Origin of the sequence: Burkholderia sp. AU16482 (assembly GCF_002223285.1) — a bacterium.
GTDB classification, from domain to species: Bacteria; Pseudomonadota; Gammaproteobacteria; order Burkholderiales; family Burkholderiaceae; genus Burkholderia; species Burkholderia semiarida.
On record NZ_NKEY01000003.1, the window covers coordinates 1,815,395 to 1,839,542 of the forward strand.

The window sequence follows — 24,148 nt, forward strand, 5'->3', positions numbered from 1 at the left end:
CCGCCTGACGCGTCAATCGATTCCTCCCCCGACATGAGCCAACCCACCCCCGATTCAAAAACGTCGATCCAGGTGATCGAACGCATGATGCGGTTGCTGGACGCGCTCGCCGCGCACAGCGACCCCGTCAGCCTGAAGGAACTCGCGCAGCGTACGGAACTGCACCCGTCGACCGCGCACCGCATCCTCAACGACATGGTGACCTGCCGCCTCGTCGACCGCTCCGATCCCGGCACCTACCGTCTCGGCATGCGGCTGCTCGAGCTCGGCAATCTCGTGAAGGCGCGCCTGTCGGTGCGCGACGCGGCGCTGATGCCGATGCGCGAGCTGCACCGCCTCACCGGGCAGACCGTGAACCTGTCGGTGCGCCAGGGCGACGAGATCGTCTATATCGAGCGCGCGTACTCCGAGCGCTCGGGAATGCAGGTCGTCCGCGCGATCGGCGGCCGCGCGCCGCTGCATCTCACGTCGGTCGGCAAGCTGTTCCTCGCGGCCGACGAGACGTCGCGCGTGCGTGCCTATGCGACGCGCACGGGGCTGTCGGGCCATACGCAGAACAGCATCACCGATATCGCGAAGCTCGAGCGCGAGCTGACGATCGTCCGCCAGCAGTCGTGCGCGCGCGACAACGAGGAGCTCGAACTCGGCGTGCGCTGCATCGCGGCCGGCATCTACGACGATTCCGGGAAGCTCGTTGCCGGCCTGTCGCTGTCGGCGCCGGCCGACCGGCTGCAGGACGCGTGGCTCGGCCAGTTGAGCCGGACGGCACTCACCATCTCGGAATCGCTCGGCTACCGGCCGGCGCCCGAGAAAGACGTGGACGGGCTGCAGCGGCAGGCGTAAGCCTCGCCGTCGGCCCGGCACCGGCCCCGGCTCCCGATTCGTCGGACAAAAAAAGCCCCGCGATTGCGGGGCTTCTTCGTTGCGGCGATCGGCATGGCGGCGAACCGCCGTGGACGATCAGGTACCGCCGTTCGGCGTGTTGGCCGCCGTCAGGCGCTCGCCGCCGCCGGCATCGAGCCAGTTGCGCAGGCGCGAGGCGTCGGCGAAGCGCGAGTACTTGCCGAACGAATCGAGCAGCACCATCACCATCGGCCGGCCGTGGATCGTCGCCTGCATCACCAGGCATTCACCCGCTTCGTTGATGAAGCCCGTCTTCTGCAGGCCGATGTCCCACGAGCCGTTGCCGCGGATCAGCGCGTTGGTGCTGTTGTAGACCAGGTTGCGCTTGCCCGTGTACACCTCGTAGGTGCGATCGGTCGAGAACTGACGGATCATCGGATACTGGTACGCCGCATTGACCATCTTCACGAGGTCGCGCGCACTCGACACGTTCGAGCTCGACAGGCCGGTGGAATTCTCGAAGTGCGTGTCGGTCATGCCGAGCGACTTCGCCTTCGCGTTCATCGCCGCGATGAACGCCGGACGGCCGCCCGGGTAGTAACGCGACAGCGCTGCCGCCGCGCGGTTTTCCGACGCCATCAGCGCGATGTGCAGCATGTCCTCGCGCGACAGCACCGAGCCGACCGACAGGCGCGAGCCCGTGCCCTTCTCGTAGTCGCGGTCTTCGTCGGTGACTTCGATCTGATCGGCCATCGGCGCTTTCGAGTCGAGCACGACCATTGCCGTCATCAGCTTCGAGATCGACGCGATCGGCACGACCGCGTGCGAATTCTTGTCGAACAGCGGCTCGCCGGTATTCTGGTCGACGACGTACGCGACGCTCGAGCGCAGCGCGAGCGCGTCCGGCGTGTCGTGCAGGCCGAACGCCTGGCCGACCGTCGGGCGGCGCGGCTGGAACGCGACCTTGCGCACCGCGCCGCGATGGCCGCCGTGCACGCTGTTCGCCGCGAGCGTCACGCGCTTTCGCGACGCCTTCGCGCGCGGCGCATCGGCCGACGCGACCTTGGCGGATTTGTCGGAGGTCGCCCCGGCCGACTTCTTCTTCGCGGACGAAGCAGGAGCGACGGCCTTTTTCTTGGCGGCTTGGGTCTTCGCAGTGGCGGCGAAGGCGTCAGCAGGCGTGACGGACGCGGTGGTCGCCAGCAACGCGACTGCGACCGACACAGCGGTGCCGAGCGTCATGCTCTGCAACAATCTGCGCGGTGAAAACGATTCGGCTTTCATTGGGGTCTGGACAAAGCGGGCGGGAGGTTTCCGCAAGTGTAGTTAAAGCTTAAAAAAAGAGCAATATTAGGCACTTACCGATCGTCTTTAAACCGGAATGTAAGAGTCGGCCAACCTCTGGCCAATCAACTCTCCCGCTCCCATCGAAAAAATCCATGGGACGCACTGCCCGACAGCGCCCGTCTCCCGATTACCGCACGGTTAATTGAGATAACGTCACTTTGGAGGCGATTTAAAGCGGGGAAACTACGTATCCGGGGCTCGGCGTGCCAAGGGCGCCGGTCTCGACCGTGGCGGCGGCACGTCGCCACGGCACGCGCATCGAAACGGCGCGTTTTTCGACAGGAACAGAAGGATAACGTTCCATGGGCCTGTCAGGTTTACCTGTGCATGATCATGGTGCGACGCGTTTGCCCCGCCGCCGTGCGCACCATGTGGGAACGCGCCTGAAACCGATTCCGAACGGGCGCGATAACTCGTTGTTTTATCGATAATTTGTCGCGATTGTGCAACGCACAAAAAATGCTTGACATCCGCTTTCTCTGCCCTAAAATAGGCCTCATTGCTGCGTTGCACAAAGCACGCGGCGCCGAAGTTCCCCAGCGTAGTGCCCTTTATCCTGCGATCGACGCGATCGCTTTTCAGGAGCCTGACATGTCCTTGCTGACCCCCGAGCAAATCGCCGCCGCCCAAAAAGCCAACCTCGAAAGCCTGTTCGGTCTGACGACCAAGGCGTTCGAAGGCGTCGAGAAGCTGATCGAACTCAACCTGCAAGTCGTGAAGTCGACGCTGGCCGAAGGCCAGGAAAATGCACAGCGCCTGCTGTCGGTGAAGGACGCGCAGGAACTGATCGCGCTGCAGGCGAGCCTGTCGCAGCCGGTCGCGGAAAAGGTGCTGTCGTACGGCCGTCACCTGTACGAAATCGCATCGTCGACGCAAGCCGAATTCGCGAAGGTTGCCGAAGCGCAATTCGACGAGCAGAACAAGAAGGTCCAGGCGCTCGTCGACAACGTCGCGAAGAACGCCCCGGCTGGTTCGGAAACGGCCGTCGCCGCACTGAAGTCGGCACTGAACGCTGCGAACACCACGTACGAAACGGTTCAGAAGGCCACGAAGCAAGCAGTGGAAATCGCTGAAACGAACTTCAACGCCGCTGCCGCCGTCGCCACGAAGGCTGCCACCGCCGCTGCCGCACGTCGTTCGAGCAAGCCGGCCGCGTAAGCGTCCCCTGCTCCTGAAAGAGCCGCGCGCAGCGCGGCTTTTTCGTTTCCGGCGCCGGAACGTGCGCGGGCGGCAACTGCCCGCCACATTCGAGCCTGTCGCGCGCCGGGCAAATGAAAACGCCGTCGGCCGGATGACCCGGGCGACGGCGTTTTTTCACGGCCGGCGCGTGGCCGGCCGTACCGCTCGCGTTACTTCTTGCGTTGCGGCGGCAGGTCCGTACAGACGCCTTCGTACAGTTCGGCGGCCATGCCGACCGATTCGCCGAGCGTCGGGTGCGGATGGATCGTCTTGCCGATGTCTTCCGCGTCCGCGCCCATCTCGACCGCGAGGCACACTTCGCTGATCAGGTCGCCCGCGTTCAGGCCGACGATGCCGCCGCCGATCACGCGATGGGTTTCCTCGTCGAAGATCAGCTTCGTGAAGCCTTCGTCGCGGCCGTTCGCGATCGCGCGGCCCGACGCGGCCCACGGGAACACGGCCTTGCCGTACTTGATGCCTTCGGCCTTGCACTGGTCTTCCGTCTTGCCGGCCCACGCCACTTCCGGATCGGTGTACGCCACCGACGGGATCTGCAGTGCGTCGAAATACGCCTTCTCGCCGTGCGCGGCTTCCGCGGCGACGTGGCCTTCGTGCACGGCCTTGTGCGCGAGCATCGGCTGGCCGACGATATCGCCGATCGCGAAGATGTGCGGCACGTTCGTGCGCATCTGCTTGTCGACGTCGATGAAGCCGCGATCCGTGACCGCGACGCCGGCCTTGTCGGCGCCGATCTTCTTGCCGTTCGGGCTGCGGCCCACCGCGACGAGCACGAGGTCGTAGCGCTGCGCTTCCGCGGGCGCCTTCTCGCCCTCGAACTTCACGTAGATGCCGTCTTCCTTCGCTTCCGCGCCGACCGTCTTGGTCTTCAGCATCACGTTGCCGAAGCGCTTCGCGTTGTACTTTTCCCAGACCTTCACGAGATCGCGGTCGGCGCCCATCATCAGGCCGTCCATCATTTCGACGACGTCGATCTCCGCGCCGAGCGTCGCGTACACCGTGGCCATTTCGAGGCCGATGATGCCGCCGCCGATCACGAGCATGCGCTTGGGCAACTGGCGCAGTTCGAGCGCGCCCGTCGAATCGACGATGCGCGGGTCTTCCGGCATGAACGGCAGTTTCACCGCTTGCGAGCCGGCGGCGATGATCGCCTGCTTGAACTTGACGACCTTCTTGCCGTTTTCGCCCTGCACTTCCATGTGGAACGGATCGACGAACGCACCGACGCCGGTGACCACTTCGACCTTGCGCGCCTTCGCCATGCCGGCGAGACCCGTCGTCAGTTTCTTGACGACGCCGCCCTTGAAGTCGCGCAGTTTGTCGAGATCGACTTGCGGCTTGCCGAACGTGATGCCGTGCGACGCGAGCGCCGCGGCTTCGTCGATGACGAGTGCCGTGTGCAGCAGCGCCTTCGACGGGATGCAGCCGACGTTCAGGCACACGCCGCCGAGCGTCGAATAGCGTTCGACGAGCACGGTCTTCATGCCGAGATCGGCGGCGCGGAACGCGGCCGAGTAGCCGCCGGGGCCGGCGCCGAGCACGAGCATGTCGCACTCGATGTCGGCGGCACCTGCGTAGCTGCCGGCTTGCGGCGCGGGTGCCGGCGCGGCTGCGGCCGGCGCCGGTGCGGCGGCTGCGGGCTTCGGCGCTTCGGGTGCTTTCGCGGGAGCGGCTGCGCCTGCCGATGCTTCGACGATGGCGATGATGGTGCCTTGCGAGACTTTCTCGCCGGCTTTGACCTTGACTTCCTTGACGGTGCCGGCGACGTCGCTGGGCACTTCCATGGAGGCTTTATCGGATTCGAGCGTGATGAGCGTTTGTTCTTTTTCGATCACGTCGCCGGGTTTGACGTTGACTTCGATGACATCGACGCCGCTGAAATCGCCGATATCCGGAACCTTGACTTCGATGAGACTCATGACTGTCCCCTTCTTGATTGACTGCGGAGAGAGAGGGAGGGGCTGGCGAAAAAGCGGATCCTGACGCCATGCGGCCTGACAAGAGCACGGGACGTTGGGCAGGACCACCTTTGCCGTCCGCCCAAGGACGCGCCTTTCTTTTGGTTACTTTTCTTTGGAAGACAAAGAAAAGTGACCGCCGCCCCGCGCAGGGGCGACGCTAGCAGACCGTTGGCAAAACAGGTTCAACGAAAGGGCGTGGAGCACCAAAAACAAACCCACGCCCCCGCGAGCCCCCTCCCCGCTCATCAAAGAATGATGCGACGGAAATCGGCGAGCAACGCCCCGAGATACGCATTGAACCGCGCGGCCTCGGCGCCATCGATCACGCGATGGTCATACGACAGCGACAGCGGCAGCGTGAGCCGCGGCACGAACTGCTTGCCGTCCCACACCGGCTTCATCTGGCCGCGCGACAACCCGAGGATGGCGACTTCCGGCGCATTGATGATCGGCGTGAAGTTCGTCCCGCCGATGCCGCCGAGCGACGAGATCGAGAAGCAGCCGCCCTGCATCTGGTCCGGCTTCAGCTTGCCGTCGCGCGCGGCCTTCGACAGCTCGGCCATTTCCTTCGCGATATCGACGAGCCCCTTCTTGTCCGCATCGCGGATCACCGGCACGACGAGACCGTTCGGCGTGTCGGCTGCAAACCCGATGTGGTAGTACTGCTTGAACACCAGGTTGTCGCCGTCGAGGCTCGCGTTGAAGGTCGGGAACTTCTTCAGCGCGGCGACGACTGCCTTGATCACGAACGCGAGCATCGTGAACTTCACGCCCGCCTTCTCGTGTTCCTTGTTCAACTGGACGCGCAGCGCTTCGAGCTCGGTGATGTCCGCTTCGTCGTTGTTCGTGACGTGCGGGATCATCACCCAGTTGCGATGCAGGTTCGCGCCCGAGATCTTCTTGATGCGCGACAGCGGCTTCGCCTCGAACGGGCCGAACTTCGAGAAGTCGACCTTCGGCCACGGCAGCAGGTTCAGCTCGCCGCCGCCTGCCGGCGCGGCTGCCGCGGCCGGTGCCGCGCGCTGGCCGGTCATCACGCCCTTCACGAAACCCGTGATGTCTTCCTTCGTGATGCGGCCCTTCGGACCGCTACCCTGCACGCGCGCGACTTCGACGCCGAGTTCGCGTGCGAACTTGCGCACGGACGGCGACGCGTGGCTCGCGCGGTATTCACCCGACGGCGCAGCGGCCGGCGCGGCAGCAGCCGGTGCGGGCGCGGCCTGCGCGGGCGCCGGTGCGGCAGCAGGCGCGGGCGCCGGCGCGGCAGCGGCCGGAGCCGGTGCACTGGCCTGCGGTGCGGCGGCAGCCGGTGCGCCCGCGGCTTCGAGCAGCACGATCAGCGTGCCTTCCGACACCGAATCGCCCACCTTCACCTTGATGTCCTTCACGACGCCGGCGGCCGGGCTCGGCACGTCCATCGTCGCCTTGTCCGATTCGAGCGTGACGAGCGACTGTTCCTTCTCGACCGTGTCGCCGACCTTCACGCCGATCTCGATCACCGGAACGTCCTTGTAGTCGCCGATGTCGGGCACCTTCACCTCGAGCGTACCGCCGGCGGCTGCCGGGGCGGCGGCGGGCGCCGCGGCGGCCGGTGCCGGCGCTGCTGCCGGAGCCGGAGCCGCGGCCGGCGCAGCCGCGCCGTTCGCCTGGGCGCCTGCGCCGCCTTCGAGCAGCACGATCAGCGAACCTTCCGACACGGAATCGCCGACCTTGACCTTGATTTCCTTCACGACGCCGCCGACCGGGCTCGGCACGTCCATCGTCGCCTTGTCGGACTCGAGCGTGACGAGCGACTGCTCGGGCTCGACCGTATCGCCGACCTTCACGCCGATCTCGATGACCGGCACGTCCTTGTAATCGCCGATATCCGGCACCTTCACTTCGATCGCTTGACTCATCTGTTTCTGTCTCCATGGCCGCGCGCGCTCCTCGCGGGAGCGGCGCGCGGCATTACACGGCGTGTGCGTTTAAACGGTCATCGGGTTGGGCTTGGACGGATCGAGGTTGTACTTGGCGATCGCGTCCGCGACCACCTTGCGCTCGATCGTGCCTTCGTCGGCCAGCGCGTTGAGCGCGGCGACGGTGACCCAGTGACGGTCGACCTCGAAGAAGTGACGCAGCTTCTCGCGGGTGTCCGAACGACCGAAGCCGTCGGTGCCCAGCACGACGAAGCGGCGGTCGATCTGGCCGCGGATCTGGTCGACCAGCGCACGGACGTAGTCGGTCGACGCGATGACCGGGCCCTGCGTGTCCTTCAGGCACTTCTGCACGTGCGACAGGCGACGCTCCTCGGTCGGATGGAGCAGGTTCCAGCGCTCGACGTCGTGGCCTTCGCGCGCGAGCTCGGTGAAGCTCGGCACGCTCCACAGGTCGGCGGCGACACCCCAGTCGTTCTTCAGCAGGTCGGCGGCGGCGATCACTTCGTTGAAGATCGTGCCCGCGCCAAGCAGCTGGACTCGCGGCGCCTTCTTGTCGGCGTCGGCCTTCCTGAACGCGTACATGCCCTTGATGATGTCGGCCGCCACGTGCTCGCCCTGCGGAATCGCCGGGTGCTCGTAGTTCTCGTTCATCACCGTGATGTAGTAGTACACGTCTTCCTGGTCCTGCACCATGCGGCGCAGGCCGTCCTGGATGATCACCGCGAGTTCGTAGCCGAACGTCGGGTCGTAGCTCACGCAGTTCGGCACCGATGCCGCCCACAGCAGCGAGTGGCCGTCTTCGTGCTGCAGGCCTTCGCCGTTCAGCGTCGTGCGGCCCGCCGTGCCGCCGAGCAGGAAGCCGCGCGAGCGCATGTCGCCCGCGGCCCAGGCGAGGTCGCCGATCCGCTGGAAGCCGAACATCGAGTAGAAGATGTAGAACGGCACCATGATCTCGCCGTGCGTCGAATACGACGTCGCCGCCGCGATCCAGTCGCACATGCCGCCCGCTTCGTTGATGCCTTCCTGCAGGATCTGGCCGGTCTGCGATTCCTTGTAGAACATCAGCTGGTCGGAATCTTCCGGCACGTACTTCTGGCCTTCCTGGTTCCAGATACCGATCTGGCGGAACAGGCCTTCCATGCCGAACGTACGCGATTCGTCCGGAACGATCGGCACGACGCGCTTGCCGAGCGCCTTGTCCTTCAGCAGGATGTTCAGGATCCGCACGAACGCCATCGTCGTCGAGATCTCGCGACCTTCGCCCGTGCCCTTCAGGAGCGGCTCGAACGCGTCGAGCGCCGGCACCGGCAGCGACGTCGCCTTCTCGCGGCGGTGCGGCAGGTAGCCGCCGAGGTCCATGCGCTTCTGGCGCATGTATTCGAGTTCCTTCGAGCCTTCCTCGAACTTCAGGTACGGCACGTCGGCGATCTGCTCGTCGGTGATCGGCAGGCGGAACTGGTCGCGGAACTTCTTCAGTTGCTCGACCGGCAGCTTCTTCTGCTGGTGCGTGATGTTCATCGCCTGGCCCGACTCGCCCATCCCGTAGCCCTTGATGGTCTTCGCGAGGATGACGGTCGGCGCGCCCTTCGTGTTCGTGGCTTCGTGGAACGCCGCGTAGATCTTGTGCGGATCGTGGCCGCCGCGGTTCAGCGCCCAGATGTCGTCGTCCGACCAGTCGGCGACGAGCGCCTTCAACTCAGGCGTGTTGAAGAAGTGCTCGCGAACGTACGCGCCCGACTCCGACTTGTACGTCTGGTATTCGCCGTCGACGCACTCCATCATGCGGCGCATCAGCGCGCCCGACTTGTCGCGCGCGAACAGCGCATCCCAGCGGCTGCCCCAGATGACCTTGATCACGTTCCAGCCGGCGCCGCGGAATTCCGATTCCAGTTCCTGGATGATCTTGCCGTTGCCGCGCACCGGGCCGTCGAGACGCTGCAGGTTGCAGTTGATCACGAACACGAGGTTGTCGAGCTTCTCGCGGCTCGCCATGCCGATCGCGCCGAGCGATTCCGGCTCGTCCGTCTCGCCGTCGCCGAGGAACGCCCACACCTTGCGGCCTTCCGTCTTCGCGATGCCGCGCGACTCGAGGTACTTCATGAAGCGCGCCTGGTAGATCGCCATGATCGGGCCGAGGCCCATCGACACGGTCGGGAACTGCCAGAAATCCGGCATCAGCCACGGGTGCGGGTACGACGAGATGCCCTTGCCGTCGACTTCCTGGCGGAAGTTGTCGAGCTGCTCTTCCGACAGGCGGCCGAGCAGGAACGCGCGCGAGTACACGCCCGGCGACGAGTGGCCCTGCACGAACACGAGATCGCCGCCGTGCTGGTCGGACGCCGCGTGCCAGAAGTGGTTGTAGCCGACGTCGTAGAGCGTCGCGGCCGATGCGAACGATGCGATGTGGCCGCCGACGTTCGTGTCCTTGCCTGCACGCAGCACCATCGCGAGCGCGTTCCAGCGCGTGTACGAACGGATGCGGTGCTCGATGTCCTGGTCGCCCGGAATCTTCGCCTGGGCTTCGACCGGAATCGTGTTGATATACGGGGTATTGGCGGAGAACGGCAGGTGTTCGCCGTGCATGCGGGCGAATTCGATCTGCTTTTCGATCAGGTAGTGCGCGCGGCCAGTGCCCACGGAGGAGATCACGCCATCGAGCGACTCGAGCCACTCGACGGTTTCTTGCGGGTCGTCGTCACGTTCGGCGGCGACATATTTCATCACTTCGTTCGGTACAGCGGACATTCTCGTCTCCTGGGTCCTGGAATGTGAGGATCGCTCTCGTGCAGACGACGCGACGCGACCGGCTGCGGGCAAGCTCCGACGGATTGTAATGAGCGTGGACGGGCCTGCGCAACAAAATTTTCGAATTGTGAGATCTTTTCTCGCCATGCGGAATATTGCTGCGCTGCACCCTTGTTTCGGGGCTCCGCGGCCCGTCTCGTCGGAACAAAACCGTTTCCGTTCAACATATCCGGTAGCGGTTTTCCATGTATTGCGCTGCGCTACAATCCTGCCATGTTGACCGATCGGCTTTTCGCACGCTCGGCGCGACCGCCGGGCCCGCCGGCGGAGTCGCAGCCGTCCCGTTGGCACCACGGACCGTGGTGGTCCAACTCCTATCTGCTGACGCCGCTGCTGTCGATCCTGGTGTTCCTCGTCGTGATGAGCCTCATCCTGTGGAGCCTCAACCGGCGCGAACAGCAGCAGCAGGAAGACACCCTCTTTCGCAACGTCGCGTGGGCCCAGCAGCAGATCCGCCTGTCGATGACGGGCGCGCAGGAACAGTTGCAGGCGCTGTCGCGCGACCTCGCATCCGGCCGGCTCGACCAGAACGCATTCCAGATGGCCGTCGCGGACGTCATGCAGACGCATCCGGAAATCCTCTACCTGAACTGGTACACCGCGCCCGGCGTGCAGCGCTGGCCGACCGTGCATCCGCCGCTGCTCGGCCAGCGGCTCGCGAAGCCCGGCGACGCGCAGATGCAGGAGGCCGTGCGCGGCGCGTACGACGAGGCGCGCAGCACGCGCCGCCAGGCCTATTCGCCGCTGATCTACGACGACTTCGGCAACGGCTTCATCACGTTGCAGACGCCCGTGATGCGCGGCGACCGCGAATATCTCGGCGCGATCGCCGCGGTGTTCTCGGTCGAAGGGATCCTGAAGCACGACATCCCGCAGGAATTGTCGTCGAAGTACAAGATCTCGATCACCGATTCCAACAACCGCGAGCTATCGTCCACGTCGACGCGCCCGCGCCTGCCGCGCGACTCGCACTACGACCTGCCGCTCGATCCGCCCGGCCAGGGGCTGACGGTGCGTGTGTATGCGTTCCCGCAGCTCACGAACCTCACCAACAACACGCTCGTGTGGCTCGTCGCCGGCCTGTCGTGCTTCGTGCTGTGGAGCCTCTGGAGCCTGTGGAAGCACACACGCCAGCGCTTCGAGGCACAGCAGGCGCTGTACGCGGAGGCGTTCTTCCGCCGCGCGATGGAAAACTCGGTGCTGATCGGCATGCGGGTGCTGGACATGCACGGCCGCATCACGCACGTGAACCCGGCGTTCTGCCGGATGACGGGCTGGGACGAAACCGATCTCGTCGGCAAGGTCGCGCCGTTCCCCTACTGGCCGCGCGACGCGTACCCGGAAATGCAGCGCCAGCTCGACATGACGCTGCGCGGCAAGGCGCCGAGCTCGGGCTTCGAGCTGCGCGTGCGGCGCAAGAACGGCACGCTGTTCCATGCGCGCCTGTACGTATCGCCGCTGATCGACAGCTCGGGCCGCCAGACCGGCTGGATGTCGTCGATGACCGACATCACCGAGCCGAAGCGCGCGCGGGAGGAACTCGCCGCCGCGCACGAGCGCTTCACGACGGTGCTCGAAAGCCTCGACGCCGCGGTGTCGGTGCTCGCCGCCGACGAAGCCGAGCTGCTGTTCGCGAACCGCTACTACCGCCACCTGTTCGGCATTCGCCCGGACGGCCATCTGGAGCTGTCGGGCGGCGGCTTCGACCGCGCGCAGGCGTCGTCCGACTCGATCGACATGGTCGACGCGTTCGCGGGCCTGCCGGCCGCCGCGCTGACGAGCAGCACCGCCGACGCGCAGGAGGTGTACGTCGAGAGCATCCAGAAGTGGTTCGAGGTGCGCCGCCAGTACATCCAGTGGGTGGACGGCCACCTCGCGCAGATGCAGATCGCGACCGACATCACGACCCGCAAGAAGGCGCAGGAGCTCGCGCACCAGCAGGAAGAAAAGCTGCAGTTCACGAGCCGATTGATGACGATGGGTGAAATGGCGTCGTCGATTGCTCACGAATTGAATCAGCCGCTCGCCGCGATCAACAACTACTGCTCGGGCACGCTCGCGCTCGTGAAGAGCGGCCGCGGCACGCCCGAGACGCTGCAGCCCGCGCTGGAAAAGACCGCGCAGCAGGCGCTGCGCGCGGGGATGATCGTCAAGCGGATCCGCGAATTCGTGAAGCGCAGCGAGCCGAAGCGCCAGCCGGCGCGGGTCGCGGACATCGTCGCCGACGCGGTCGGGCTCGCCGAAATCGAGGCCAGAAAGCGCAGGATCCGGATCGTCACGGAAATCCTCGCAAGAATGCCTATTATTTATGTCGACCCCGTGCTGATCGAGCAGGTGCTGGTGAACCTGATGAAGAACGCAGCCGAGGCGATGGCCGACGTGAAGCCGGCGTCGGTGGACGGCGTGATCCGCGTCGTCGCCGACATCGATGCGGGCTTCGTCGACATCCGTGTGATCGACCAGGGCCCGGGCGTCGACGAAGCGACCGCCGAGCGCCTGTTCGAACCGTTTTACAGCACCAAGTCCGACGGCATGGGCATGGGGCTGAACATCTGCCGTTCGATCATCGAATCGCATCGGGGGCGTCTGTGGGTGGTCAACAACGTCGAGCCGGATGGCCGCATTTCCGGCGCGACGTTCCACTGCAGCCTGCCCATTGGGGAACCCGCTGATCTCGGCCAAGGGGGGCGCGAGGCATCGGCATCACATACCGTTACGGGAGAACTATGAATAGCCCTGTCACCACCACTCAGGAAACCGTCTTTGTCGTCGACGACGACGAGGCCGTACGGGACTCGCTGCGCTGGCTGCTGGAGGCGAACGGCTATCGCGTGCAATGCTTCTCGAGCGCCGAGCAGTTCCTCGATGCGTACCAGCCGGCGCAGCAGGCAGGCCAGATCGCGTGCCTGATTCTCGACGTGCGGATGTCGGGCATGAGCGGCCTCGAGCTGCAGGAACGCCTGATCGCCGACAACGCCGCGCTGCCGATCATCTTCGTCACCGGTCACGGCGACGTGCCGATGGCCGTGTCGACGATGAAAAAGGGTGCGATGGACTTTATCGAGAAACCGTTCGACGAAGCCGAGCTGCGCAAGCTCGTCGAGCGGATGCTCGACAAGGCCCGAAGCGAAAGCAAGAGCGTGCAGGAGCAGCGTGCCGCGAGCGAACGCCTGTCGAAGCTGACCGCGCGCGAGCAGCAGGTGCTCGAGCGGATCATCGCGGGCCGCCTGAACAAGCAGATCGCCGACGATCTCGGCATCAGCATCAAGACGGTCGAGGCGCACCGCGCGAACATCATGGAAAAGCTCAACGTCAACACGGTGGCCGACCTGCTGCGCCTCGCGCTGTCGAAGAAACAGGCCTGAGCGTGTTCCCGGGCCTCGGCGGCAGCGCCGCCCGGCCCGCAACCGGCGCTTGCCGCCCCGCGCGATGCGGCCCACTCGCGCGGCGGCGCGCCGTTTTTCCCGGCGCGCGCGCGCCGCGGCCATGACGCTTCCCGTTGATTCGCTGTCGGACGGCAGCAGGCGAACGGTATAATTACGTGCTTTGCTACGGCGCTTTCGGGCGCCGTACGCCCGCATCCCAACTTCCCGGCAGAACCCACCACCATGACAGCCCTCCTCATCGACGGCAACGCCCTTTCGAAGACCCTGCGCGCCCAGGCCGCCGAACGCGCCGCCGCGCTGACCGCACGCGGCCACCAGCCCGGTCTCGCGGTGATCCTCGTCGGCGCCAACCCGGCGAGCGAAGTCTATGTGCGCAACAAGATCAAGGCGTGCGAGGACAACGGCTTCTTCTCGCAGAAGGATGCCTACCCGGACACGCTGTCGGAAGCCGACCTGCTCGCGCGCATCGACGAGCTGAACCGCGATCCGAAGATCCACGGCATCCTCGTCCAGCTGCCGCTGCCCGCGCATATCGACAGCCACAAGGTGATCGAGGCGATCGCGCCGGAAAAGGACGTCGACGGTTTTCACGTCGCGAACGCGGGCGCGCTGATGACCGGCAAGCCGCTGTTCCGCCCGTGCACGCCGTACGGCGTGATGAAGATGTTCGAAGCGCACGGCATCGCGCTGCAAGGCGCGAACGCGGTCGTGATCGGCCGCTCGAACATCGTCGGCAAGCCGATGGCGATGATGCTGCTCGACGCCGGCGCGACCGTGACGATCTGCCACAGCAAGACGCGCGACCTCGCCGCGCATACGCGCCAGGCCGACGTCGTGGTCGCCGCGGTCGGCAAGCGCAACATCCTGACCGCCGACATGGTGAAGCCGGGCGCGACGGTGATCGACGTCGGCATGAACCGTGACGACGCAGGCAAGCTGTGCGGCGACGTCGATTTCGCGGGCGTGAAGGAAGTCGCCGGCTACATTACGCCGGTGCCGGGCGGCGTCGGCCCGATGACCATCACGATGCTGCTGATCAACACGATCGAATCCGCCGAACGCGCGGCTGCCGCCGCGGCCTGACGCACTACCCGCTCAGCCGGCGCGCGCTTGCGCGCGCCGGTGTCCCGCCAGCCGCGCTCGCCCCGGCTGCGCCGCCCCGGCCCGCGGCGGCCTACCGTCGGGCCGCCGGCCGCCGAATGCCGTTCCCGGCCACGCCCGTCGCTGCGCATCCGACCCTGCGTCAATCGCGTCATTAGAAACTAACGATTGGAAAGCGCACGATGCGCCCCAATAATGTCGGTACCGGGCGCGCTCGCGCCCAGCCGCCGTTACCCTTTTCATCCCGGTTCATCCGGCAACAGACAGGGAGTCTTATGTCCGCCAGCGCCCATACCAATCCGCTCCTCGACTTCTCCGGCCTGCCCCGTTTCGGCGAGATTCGCCCGGAACACGTGACGCCCGCGCTCGATACGCTGCTCGATGCCGCCAACCGCGCAGTCGAAGCCGCGAGCGCCAGCGAGACGCCGGCGACCTGGGCCGCCGTCGTCGAGACGGTCGAGCAGGCCACGGAGCCGCTCGGCCGCGCATGGGGCATCGTCGGCCACCTGAACGCGGTCGCCGACACGCCCGAACTGCGCGCTGCCTACGGCGAAAACCTGCCGCGCGTGACCGAGTTCTGGTCGAGCGTCGGCCAGAATCTCGCGCTGTACGAAAAGTACAAGGCGATCGCCGCGAGCGCCGAATACGCGACGCTGTCCGGCGAGCGCAAGAAGATTCTCGACAACGCGCTGCGCGACTTCCGCCTGTCGGGCGCCGAGCTGCCCGAGGAGCAGAAGCCGCGCTTCGCGGAGCTGCAGGAACAACAGGCCGCGCTGTCGAAGGCGTTCTCCGATCACGTGCTCGACGCGACCAACGCGTACGCGTACTTCGCGAAGGACGAAGCCGAACTGGCCGGCCTGCCCGGCGACGCGATCGAGGCAGCCCGCGAGGCCGCGCAGAAGGACGGCAAGGAAGGCTGGAAATTCACGCTGCATTTCCCGTCGTATTTCCCGGTGCTGCAGTACGCGAACAACCGCGCGCTGCGCGAGACGCTCTATCGCGCGTATGCGACGCGCGCGTCGGAACTCGGGCCGCAATACGGCGACGGCAAGGCCGAATGGGACAACACGGCGATCGTCGCCGATGCGCTGAAGCTGCGCCGCGAAGAGGCGCAGATGCTCGGCTACCGCAACTTCGCCGAAGTGTCGCTCGCGCCGAAGATGGCCGAATCGCCGCAGCAGGTGATCGCGTTCCTCGAGGATCTCGCGACGCGCGCCCGCCCGCACGCGGAGAAGGACTGGGACGAGCTGCGCACGTTCGCCGCGAAGGAGCTCGGCCTCGCCGAACTCGCACCGTGGGACGTCGCGTACGCGGCCGAAAAGCTCCGCCAGCAACGCTATGCGTTCTCGGAAAACGAGGTCAAGCAGTACTTCCCGGAACCGGCCGCGCTGAAGGGCCTGTTCACCGTCACCGAAACGCTGTTCGGCGTGAAGATCAAGCCGGACGACGCGCCGGTGTGGCACAAGGACGTACGCTTCTTCCGCGTCGAGAACCGCGACGGCTCGCTCGTCGCGCAGTTCTATCTCGACCTGTACGCCCGCGAAGGCAAACGCGGCGGCGCGTGGATGGACGACGCGCGCTCGCGCGCGAAGCGCGGCAGCGACGTGCAGACGCCCGTCGCGTACCTGACCTGCAACTTCTCCGCGCCGGTCGGCGGCAAGCCCGCGTGCTTCACGCACGACGAAGTCATCACGCTGTTCCATGAATTCGGTCACGGGCTGCACCACATGCTCACGCGCGTCGACGAGCTCGGCGTGTCGGGCATCAACGGCGTCGAATGGGATGCAGTCGAACTGCCGTCGCAGTTCATGGAAAACTTCTGCTGGGAATGGGACGTGCTGTCGTCGATGTCGTCGCACGTCGATACGGGCGCCGCGCTGCCGCGCGAGCTGTTCGACAAGATGATCGCCGCGAAGAACTTCCAGAGCGGGCTCGGCACGCTGCGCCAGATCGTGTTCTCGATGTTCGACATGCTGCTGCACGTCGATTTCGACCCGGCCGGCGCCACCGGCGTGACCGCGTTCGCGCGCGAGATCAACGAGCGCTATCACGTGATCCCGCAGGCGGCGTTCTCGCGCTGGCCGAACACGTTCAGCCATATCTTCGCGGGCGGCTATGCGGCCGGCTACTACAGCTACAAGTGGGCCGAGGTGCTGTCGGCCGATGCGTACGCGGCGTTCGAGGAAGCCGCCGCCGCCAGCGGCAGCGTGCTCGATGCGGCAACCGGTACCCGCTATCGCCGCGAAATCCTCGAGGTCGGCGGCAGCCGCCCCGCGATGGAATCGTTCAAGGCGTTCCGCGGCCGCGAGCCGCAGATCGACGCACTGCTGCGCCACAACGGGATGGCGGCGTCCGCGCACTGAGCGCGCTGCCCGCTTCGTCCGGCTGCATCGACAGGCACCGCTTCGGCGGTGCCTTTTTTCATGGCGCGGGCGTGTCGTCGCCCACTTCGTCGTCGAACAGCGGGAATTGCCCGTGGCGCTCGGCCGTGTCCTCGTCGATGCGCACGCCAACGCCGAGCAGCCGCACCGGCTGCGCGCGCCGCAACAACCCCTTCGCGAGCAGCGTGACGGCCGTCTCGGCATTCGTCGCGTCGGCCACGCACTCGACCGTCGTGCGCTGGAAATCGGCGAAGCGGATCTTCACGTACAGCTTGCGGATCGATCGCGCGGCGCCCGCGCGCTCGATCCGCGCGTCGAGCTGCACGACGAGGCGGCGAATTTCGTCCGCGCATTGCTCGAGCGTCGTCAGGTCGGTCACGTAGGTCGTCTCGACACTGACCGACTTGCGCTCCTGGTCGGCCTGCACGGGCCGTTCGTCGATCCCGCGCGACAGTTCGTACAGGCGCCGCCCGAACGCGCCGAATTCGCGGTGCAGGTCGATCAGCGGCCAGTCGCGCAATTGCGCGCAGGTCTGGATGCCGAGCCGGTCGAGCCGCGCGGCCGTCACCTTGCCGACGCCGTGCAGCTTGCGCACCGGCAGCGCCGCGACGAACGCGTCGATCTCGTGCGGCCGCACGACGAACAGCCCGTCGGGCTTGTTCCAGTCGGACGCGATCTTCGCGATGAACTTGTTCGGCGCGACGCCCGCCGACACGGTCACCCCGACCGTGTCGCGCACCCGTTCGCGGATCTCGCGCGCAATCAGCGTCGCACTGCCCTGGCAACGCGACGACCCGCTGACGTCGAGGTAAGCCTCGTCGAGCGACAGCGGCTCGACGTCGGGCGTGTAGTCGCGATAGATCGCCATGATCTGTCGCGACGCCGCGCGATACTTGTCCATCGCGGACGGCAGGATCAGAAGGTCCGGACACTTGCGCATCGCCAGCGCCGACGACATCGCCGAATGCACGCCGTAGCGCCGCGCCTCGTAGTTGCAGGTCGCGATCACGCCGCGCTGGTCGGGGCGGCCGCCGACCGCGAGCGGCCGGTTGCGCAGCGACGGGTCGTCGCGCATCTCGACCGACGCGTAGAAGCAGTCGCAGTCACAATGAATGATCTTGCGCATGCGTAGCGGCGCGTCGCCGGACGGTGCGTGCGGCTCGGCAGGCGGGATGGTGGTCGGGTTCACGGTGCCGATACTGTACAAAAACACAGTGCCGGTTTCAACTGCCGCGTGCGTCCGGGGCCGGCTGCGCGAACCGACCGTCCGGGGCCGCCCCCTCGCCCGTCACCTCAACCGGCCGTCCGGCAGCGGCCCTCCGCCAGCAGCCCTCCGCCAGCAGCCCTCCGCCACCGGCCCTCCGCCACCGGCTACGCCGTACCGGCCCGGTTTGTGCGGATCGTACCGGCGAGGCACGGGCGGCGGCACCTATACTCGTCTGCCGCGATACACGAAACGCAAAGGTGACGGATGAAGACGATCGGACTGATCGGCGGCATGAGCTGGGAATCGTCGGCCGAGTACTACCGGATGATCAACCGGCACTCGAAGGCATTGCACGGCGGGCATCACAACGCGAAGAGCGTGCTGGTCACGGTCGACTTCGCCGAAATCGAAGCGCTGCAGCGCACGCACGACTGGGCCGCGCTCGGCGAACGGATGGCCGACGCCGCCCGGCAGCTCGAAGCGGCCGGCGCCGATCTCGTGGTCCTGACGACCAATACGATGCATCGCGTGCACGACGCGATCGAAGCCGCGGTGACGCTGCCGTTCCTGCACATCGCCGATCCGACCGGCAGCGCGCTGCGCGACGCGGGCGTCGAGCGCGTCGCGCTGCTCGGCACGCGCTATACGATGGAGTTGCCGTTCTATGCGGCGCGGCTGCGCGAGAAGTTCGGGCTCGACGTGCTCGTGCCGGACGAGCGCGGGCGCGACGACGTGCACCGCATCATCTACGACGAGCTGTGCCACGGCGTCATTTCGGCGGAATCACGCACGACGTATGTGTCGATCATCGACGCACTGGCGAAGCGCGGCGCGCAGGCCGTGATCCTCGGCTGCACGGAAATCACGCTGCTGATCGGCGCGGACGACTCGCCGCTGCCGGTCTTCGATACGACCGCGCTGCACGCGAAGGCGGCCGTCGAGTGGGCGGCGCGCTGAACGACGCGCGCCGGCGCGGATCGACAATTGCCGCCCGAGAGCATCGCCGCATTGTTCCGTGCGGCAGGATTCACGCTCCCGGCGGGCGCGTCGCCGCGCGCCCCGCCCGCGAATCACGCGACTCGCTTCACGCGGGCGCACCGAAATAACGGGCGGGCGCGGAAAACAAAAAACCCGGCATGGAGCCGGGTTTTTCGTAGACGAAGTGCGCATCGGTCAATTGCGCGGCACATCGTCTGGTGTGCTTGGTTGCGGGGACAGGATTTGAACCTGTGACCTTCGGGTTATGAGCCCGACGAGCTGCCAGACTGCTCCACCCCGCGTCAGAGAAATAAATTATAGGGTGAGGAAGTACTCACGTCAATACCTTTGTCACAGTTTCTGCTTCCGCTGCCCGGGCGACGATGCGCGGCCCCAGGCACGCATCGCATGACGCGCGCGTTCGCACCCCATGCTCGCGGTAAGATGGCGGCCTTCGCATTCACGCCGCACGCACTCTCCCGTTCATGAAAATCGCCACCTGGAACGTCAACTCGCTCAACGTCCGTAAACAGCACGTGCTCGACTGGCTCGCGCAAAGCGGAGCCGACGTACTGTGCCTGCAGGAACTGAAGCTGCCGGACGAGAAATTCCCGCGCGCCGATCTCGAGGCGATCGGCTACCGCAGCTGGTTCGCCGGCCAGAAGACCTACAACGGCGTCGCGATCCTCGTGCGCGACACGCTCGCCGTCGACGAATCGGACGTCGTGCGCAACATCCCCGGCTTCGACGATCCGCAGCAGCGCGTGATCGCCGCGACGGTCGACGGCGTGCGCATCGTATCCGCGTACTTCCCGAACGGCCAGGCGCTCGACTCCGACAAGTTCGTCTACAAGATGCAATGGCTCGACGCGCTGCAGGCGTGGCTGCGCACCGAGCTGCAACGCTATCCGAAGCTCGCGCTGCTCGGCGACTACAACATCGCGCCGGAAGACCGCGACGTGCACGATCCCGCGAAATGGGAAGGCCAGAACCTCGTGTCGCCGCAGGAGCGCGCGCACTTCAAGCAGTTGATCGAACTCGGCTTCGTCGATGCGTTCCGCCGCTTCGAACAGCCGGAAAAAACCTTCACGTGGTGGGACTACCGGATGATGGCGTTCCGCCGCAACGCGGGGCTGCGCATCGACCACATCCTGCTGTCGCCGGCGCTCGCGGCGACCTGCGCGTCGTGCGAAGTCGATCGCACGCCGCGCACGTGGGAACAGCCGTCCGACCACACGCCCGTCGTCGCGATCGTCGGCTGATCGCGCACGCGCCCGCGCGCGATCAGCGCCGCGCGGGCGCCGGCCCGAGATGGGCCCACAGGAAACCGAATTCGGCTGCGTCGGCTTCCGCACGTTCGAGATCGTCCGCAGTGCCGTGGCCACCGTCGGTGTTCTCCCAGTACCACACCCGTTCGTGACCGAGCGCCTGCATGCGCGCGGCCATCTTGCGCGCATGCGCGGGATGCACGCGGTCGTCGCGCGTCGACGTCGTCAGCAACAACGGCGGGTACACGACACCTTCGCGCACGCGGTGATACGGCGAATACGCGGCCAGAGCCGCGCCCTCGCGCGGATCGTCCGGGTCGCCGTATTCGTCGAGCCATGCGGCGCCCGCGTGCAGCTTCGGATAGCGCTGCATGTCGAGCAGCGGCACGCGGCACAGCACCGCACCGAACAGCTCCGGCCGCTGCATCATGCACGCGGCGACCAGCAACCCGCCGTTGCTGCCGCCCTCGATTCCGAGCTGCGCGGCGGTCGTCACGCCGGTCGCGGCCAGATCCTCGGCGACCGCGATGAAATCGTCGAACGAACGCTGCCGGTGTTCGCGCTGCGCGTCGACGTGCCAGCGCGGCCCGAATTCGCCGCCGCCGCGGATGTGCGCGAACGCCATCACGCCGCCGCGTTCGAGCCAGCCGATGCCGAACGCATCGCTGTAACCCGGCAGGTTCGGGATCGCGAAGCCGCCGTAGCCCGACAACAGGCACGGCCGCGCGACCCGCGCCATGCCCTCCGTCGGGTCGAGCGCATCGCGCGGCCCAATCAGCGTGTACGGCACCACCGTGCCGTCCCGCGAACGCGCGCTCGCGCGGCGTACGACGAGCCCGGCCGCATCGAACTGCACCGGCGGCCGGTCGAGCAGCACGCGGCGCGCGCCCGCATCGTCCGCGCGGTCGGCCAGATCGGCCAGCCAGCATTCGGGCGGATCGAGATACGTATCGACGTCGACGTACACCTCGTCGTTCAGCGTCGCTTCGACGGGCTCGACGTCGATTTGCGCATCGCCCGGCCATTCGAACGGCCGCGCATCCCACGTCCACGACCCGTCGTCGCGCTGCCGCGGCTGCCACAGCATCGTGCGGTTGTGCACGTCGTCGAGCCAGCTTGCGATCAGCGTCGTGCGCGTGTGCGTCCACGTACAGGCGGACGTCGTCGGCTGCGGCGCGAACAGCGTCGTGAAGTCGCGCGCGCCGGCGAGGAACGCCTGCTCGCGGATCGCGAGCAGCGAGCCGCCCGCGTGGCGCGCGCCGTCGCAATCCCAGTCGAGGCGCGGCTCCAGCACGAGCCAGCCTTCCCAGAACCCGACCTCGACGTGCGTCGGCACGTCGTAGCGCGCCCATTCGCCCGCGTCGGTCAGCCGGTACGCGTGTGCATCGAAGAAATCGACGCTGCGCCACGCGACGTGGCGGCCGTCGATCGGATCGAACCACGCACCCGCGCTGATGTCGTCCGGCTCGCCCTTGAACACGACCGGCGCGTCGGCGAGCGCCGTACCGCGCACCCAGCGCCGCGCTTCATACGGATAACCGGCCGCGGTCGCATGCGCTTCGCCGCGATCCCAGCTCACGTAAACGGTGTCGCGATCGATCCAGCCGACCGTGTGATGGCCCGGTTCGTCGATCGTGAAGCCGCCATCGACGAACCGGCGCTCGACGAGATCGAATTCGCGCACGACGACCGCGTCGGCGCCGCCCGGCGACAGCGACAGCAGCGCGCGATCGCCGTCCGGATACAGGATCGCCTCCTGCTCGAACACCCACGACTCGCCCTCTTCGGCGCCGAGGGCGTCGATATCGAGCAGCGTTTCCCAGTCGGGACGGCCGGCACGCCAGTCGTCCCAGCGCGTGCGGCGCCACAGCCCCTTCGGGTGGAGATCGTCCTGCCACAGGTCGTACGCCCAGTCGCGCCAGCGGGTCGGAATCACCGGGCGTTCGCGCGGCAGATACGCTTTCGCGAGACGCGCGGTCAGCGCGCGATAGGCATCGTCGTCGCGCAGCGCGGCGCGCGTGCGCGCATTCTGCTCGTCGACCCACGTGCGGGCGCGCTTGCTGTCGAGCGCTTCGAGGAAACGGAACGGGTCGGCCCCGGCGGGCCAGCGGAAGGAATCGGACATGGAGGAGCGGCGGAATGGCAAACTGCGTGCAAACCGCGATTATGTCCGATCGCGGCATGCGCGGGCCCGCGCATGCCATGAATCGAGCTCAGGGCTCCAGATGGAGTTCCTGGATCTTGCGCGTGATCGTGTTGCGGCCGATGCCGAGCCGCTCCGCGGCCTCGACCTTGCGGCCGCGCGTGAAGTCGAGCGCCTCGCGGATCACGGCCGCCTCGAAGCGGCGCGCGAGCTCGTCCATCACGTCGGCCGAGTTCTCGCGCAACAGCCGCGCGACTTCGGTGCGCAACCCGTGCTCCCACACCGGGTAGCCGGCAGGCGCACCGCCGTTCGCCGCGCTCGCGACGGGCGCGGACGCCGCCGGCGCGGCACCGACCGCGGCAGGCACGGCCGCAGCATGGCCGCCGCTGCCGAGCGCTTCCGTGCCGTCGCCCGTCGCGGCGGCCGGCGCAGCGGGCGCGCCGGCCGGCACGAGATCGGGCGGCAGATCCTTGATCTCGACCGTCTGCGCGGGCGCCATCACGGTCAGCCAGTTCGCGAGGTTCTCGAGCTGCCGCACGTTGCCGGGAAACGGCAGCGAGCTCAGGTACGCGAGCGCGTCGTCGGACACGCGCTTCGGCTCGACGCCGAGATCGCGCGCGCTTTTCTGCAGGAAGTGGCGCGTGAGCAGCGCGATGTCCTCGCTGCGTTCGCGCAGCGGCGGCAGGCGCAGCCGGATCACGTTGAGCCGGTGGTAAAGGTCCTCGCGGAACAGCCCCTGCCGCACGCGCGACTCGAGATTCTGGTGCGTCGCGGCGATCACGCGCACGTTCGCGCGCAGCGGGTTGTGGCCACCGACCCGATAGAACTGCCCGTCCGACAGTACGCGCAACAGGCGCGTCTGCAGGTCGAACGGCATGTCGCCGATTTCGTCGAGGAACAGCGTGCCGTTCTCGGCCTGCTCGAAGCGGCCCTGCCGCGTCGTCTGCGCGCCGGTGAACGCGCCGCGCTCGTGGCCGAACAGTTCGGATTCGAGCAGATCCTTCGGAATCGCCGCCGTGTTCAGCGCGATGAACGGCCCGTTCGCGCGCGGGCTGTGACGGTGCAGCGCCCGGGCGACGAGCTCCTTGCCGGTGCCCGACTCGCCGGTGATCAGCACGGTCGCGGCCGAATGCGACAGCCGGCCGATCGCGCGAAACATGTCCTGCATCGCGGGCGCCTGCCCGAGCATCTCGGGCGCCTCGGCCACGCGCTCGTCCTGCGGCGCGCCGCCGCGCAGGCTTTCTTCCACCGCGCGGCGGATCAGCTCGACGGCCTTGTCGACGTCGAACGGCTTCGCGAGGTATTCGAACGCGCCGCCCTGGAACGCCGCGACGGCGCTGTCGAGATCGGAGAACGCCGTCATGATGATGACGGGCAGGCCCGGCAGGCGCTCGTGCATCGCCTGCAGCAACTCGAGGCCCGAGCCGCCCGGCATCCGGATGTCGGACACGAGCACCTGCGGCGTCTCGTGGTCGAGCGCGGCCAGCGCGTCGCGCACGTTCGCGAAGCTCTTCGTCGCGAAGCTGTCCCGGGCGAGTGCCTTCTCAAGCACCCAGCGGATCGATTGGTCGTCGTCTACTATCCAGATCGGCTTCATAGGTCGGTCAGGTAT

Annotated in this window: 15 protein-coding genes and 1 tRNA gene; 8 read left to right on the forward strand and 8 right to left on the reverse strand. The window is 66.9% G+C overall.

Features of this window, described 5'->3' with window-relative positions; translation table 11 throughout:
- The first annotated feature begins 33 nt into the window (after window positions 1-33).
- The gene (locus tag CFB35_RS11075; RefSeq protein WP_006478384.1) at window positions 34-843 is read left to right on the forward strand and encodes an IclR family transcriptional regulator; all 810 of its coding nucleotides are present in this window, start codon (window positions 34-36) and stop codon (window positions 841-843) included.
- Window positions 844-960: 117 nt separating this feature from the next.
- On the opposite strand, the gene pbpG is transcribed toward CFB35_RS11075, so the two are convergent.
- Window positions 961-2,127 carry a D-alanyl-D-alanine endopeptidase gene (pbpG, locus tag CFB35_RS11080; RefSeq protein WP_059583315.1) on the reverse strand — a complete coding sequence of 389 codons (1,167 nt, stop codon included), beginning with the start codon at window positions 2,125-2,127 and terminating at the stop codon, window positions 961-963.
- A gap of 654 nt (window positions 2,128-2,781) precedes the next feature.
- On the opposite strand from pbpG, the gene CFB35_RS11085 reads away from it, so the two are divergent.
- A complete protein-coding gene (locus CFB35_RS11085; RefSeq protein WP_034188948.1) occupies window positions 2,782-3,348 on the forward strand; it encodes a phasin family protein in 567 nt (188 codons plus the stop codon).
- Between the two features lie 191 nt (window positions 3,349-3,539).
- On the opposite strand, the gene lpdA is transcribed toward CFB35_RS11085, so the two are convergent.
- From lpdA to aceE, 3 genes are all read right to left on the reverse strand, one after another.
- On the reverse strand, window positions 3,540-5,306 hold the full coding sequence (gene lpdA, locus CFB35_RS11090) for a dihydrolipoyl dehydrogenase (RefSeq protein ID WP_059583314.1): 1,767 nt from the start codon (window positions 5,304-5,306) through the stop codon (window positions 3,540-3,542).
- Between the two features lie 287 nt (window positions 5,307-5,593).
- A complete protein-coding gene (aceF, locus tag CFB35_RS11095) occupies window positions 5,594-7,246 on the reverse strand; it encodes a dihydrolipoyllysine-residue acetyltransferase (RefSeq protein ID WP_089464938.1) in 1,653 nt (550 codons plus the stop codon).
- 69 nt (window positions 7,247-7,315) lie between these two features.
- Window positions 7,316-10,012, reverse strand: coding sequence for a pyruvate dehydrogenase (acetyl-transferring), homodimeric type (gene aceE / locus CFB35_RS11100; RefSeq protein WP_059583310.1), 2,697 nt, complete (start codon window positions 10,010-10,012; stop codon window positions 7,316-7,318).
- 273 nt (window positions 10,013-10,285) lie between these two features.
- On the opposite strand from aceE, the gene fixL reads away from it, so the two are divergent.
- The 4 genes from fixL (at window position 10,286) to CFB35_RS11120 (ending at window position 16,922) form a co-directional block, all read left to right on the forward strand.
- Window positions 10,286-12,802, forward strand: coding sequence for an oxygen sensor histidine kinase FixL (fixL, locus tag CFB35_RS11105; RefSeq protein WP_059583309.1), 2,517 nt, complete (start codon window positions 10,286-10,288; stop codon window positions 12,800-12,802).
- Complete coding sequence (gene fixJ, locus CFB35_RS11110) at window positions 12,799-13,437, forward strand: oxygen response regulator transcription factor FixJ (protein WP_006493245.1); 639 nt, start codon at window positions 12,799-12,801, stop codon at window positions 13,435-13,437. The genes fixL and fixJ overlap by 4 nt, the downstream gene beginning before the upstream one ends.
- A 243-nt stretch (window positions 13,438-13,680) precedes the next feature.
- Complete coding sequence (gene folD, locus CFB35_RS11115; protein ID WP_059583307.1) at window positions 13,681-14,541, forward strand: bifunctional methylenetetrahydrofolate dehydrogenase/methenyltetrahydrofolate cyclohydrolase FolD; 861 nt, start codon at window positions 13,681-13,683, stop codon at window positions 14,539-14,541.
- Window positions 14,542-14,834: 293 nt separating this feature from the next.
- Window positions 14,835-16,922 (forward strand): M3 family metallopeptidase, encoded by a 2,088-nt coding sequence (locus tag CFB35_RS11120; RefSeq protein WP_089464939.1) that lies wholly within the window; start codon window positions 14,835-14,837, stop codon window positions 16,920-16,922.
- 58 nt (window positions 16,923-16,980) lie between these two features.
- Here CFB35_RS11120 and dinB read toward each other — a convergent pair whose 3' ends face one another.
- Window positions 16,981-18,153 carry a DNA polymerase IV gene (gene dinB, locus CFB35_RS11125; RefSeq protein WP_089464940.1) on the reverse strand — a complete coding sequence of 391 codons (1,173 nt, stop codon included), beginning with the start codon at window positions 18,151-18,153 and terminating at the stop codon, window positions 16,981-16,983.
- A gap of 258 nt (window positions 18,154-18,411) precedes the next feature.
- Here dinB and CFB35_RS11130 point away from each other — a divergent pair, with 258 nt between their 5' ends.
- Entirely contained in the window at window positions 18,412-19,104 is a 693-nt protein-coding gene (locus tag CFB35_RS11130) for an aspartate/glutamate racemase family protein (RefSeq protein WP_059583301.1), read from the forward strand.
- Between the two features lie 246 nt (window positions 19,105-19,350).
- Here the strand turns inward: CFB35_RS11130 and CFB35_RS11135 are convergent.
- Window positions 19,351-19,427 (reverse strand) — tRNA-Met (locus CFB35_RS11135).
- A gap of 183 nt (window positions 19,428-19,610) precedes the next feature.
- Between CFB35_RS11135 and xth the strand changes: the two genes are divergently transcribed.
- On the forward strand, window positions 19,611-20,387 hold the full coding sequence (gene xth, locus CFB35_RS11140; RefSeq protein WP_059583299.1) for an exodeoxyribonuclease III: 777 nt from the start codon (window positions 19,611-19,613) through the stop codon (window positions 20,385-20,387).
- A gap of 22 nt (window positions 20,388-20,409) precedes the next feature.
- Here xth and CFB35_RS11145 read toward each other — a convergent pair whose 3' ends face one another.
- Together CFB35_RS11145 and ntrC are read right to left on the reverse strand one after the other, a co-directional pair.
- Window positions 20,410-22,518: a prolyl oligopeptidase family protein gene (locus tag CFB35_RS11145; protein WP_059583297.1), complete on the reverse strand. Its 2,109-nt coding sequence runs from the start codon at window positions 22,516-22,518 to the stop codon at window positions 20,410-20,412.
- An 88-nt stretch (window positions 22,519-22,606) separates the two neighbouring features.
- Window positions 22,607-24,133, reverse strand: coding sequence for a nitrogen regulation protein NR(I) (ntrC, locus tag CFB35_RS11150; RefSeq protein WP_059583296.1), 1,527 nt, complete (start codon window positions 24,131-24,133; stop codon window positions 22,607-22,609).
- Window positions 24,134-24,148: the final 15 nt, after the last annotated feature.

Coding starts and splice junctions, on each gene's coding strand:
- ntrC (WP_059583296.1), bottom strand. CDS start 24,133: ATGAAGCCGATCTGGATAGTAGACGACGACCAATCGATCCGCTGGGTG.
- pbpG (WP_059583315.1), bottom strand. CDS start 2,127: ATGAAAGCCGAATCGTTTTCACCGCGCAGATTGTTGCAGAGCATGACG.
- lpdA (WP_059583314.1), bottom strand. CDS start 5,306: ATGAGTCTCATCGAAGTCAAGGTTCCGGATATCGGCGATTTCAGCGGC.
- CFB35_RS11145 (WP_059583297.1), bottom strand. CDS start 22,518: ATGTCCGATTCCTTCCGCTGGCCCGCCGGGGCCGACCCGTTCCGTTTC.
- CFB35_RS11120 (WP_089464939.1), top strand. CDS start 14,835: ATGTCCGCCAGCGCCCATACCAATCCGCTCCTCGACTTCTCCGGCCTG.
- fixJ (WP_006493245.1), top strand. CDS start 12,799: ATGAATAGCCCTGTCACCACCACTCAGGAAACCGTCTTTGTCGTCGAC.
- CFB35_RS11085 (WP_034188948.1), top strand. CDS start 2,782: ATGTCCTTGCTGACCCCCGAGCAAATCGCCGCCGCCCAAAAAGCCAAC.
- CFB35_RS11130 (WP_059583301.1), top strand. CDS start 18,412: ATGAAGACGATCGGACTGATCGGCGGCATGAGCTGGGAATCGTCGGCC.
- folD (WP_059583307.1), top strand. CDS start 13,681: ATGACAGCCCTCCTCATCGACGGCAACGCCCTTTCGAAGACCCTGCGC.
- fixL (WP_059583309.1), top strand. CDS start 10,286: ATGTTGACCGATCGGCTTTTCGCACGCTCGGCGCGACCGCCGGGCCCG.
- xth (WP_059583299.1), top strand. CDS start 19,611: ATGAAAATCGCCACCTGGAACGTCAACTCGCTCAACGTCCGTAAACAG.
- CFB35_RS11075 (WP_006478384.1), top strand. CDS start 34: ATGAGCCAACCCACCCCCGATTCAAAAACGTCGATCCAGGTGATCGAA.
- aceE (WP_059583310.1), bottom strand. CDS start 10,012: ATGTCCGCTGTACCGAACGAAGTGATGAAATATGTCGCCGCCGAACGT.
- aceF (WP_089464938.1), bottom strand. CDS start 7,246: ATGAGTCAAGCGATCGAAGTGAAGGTGCCGGATATCGGCGATTACAAG.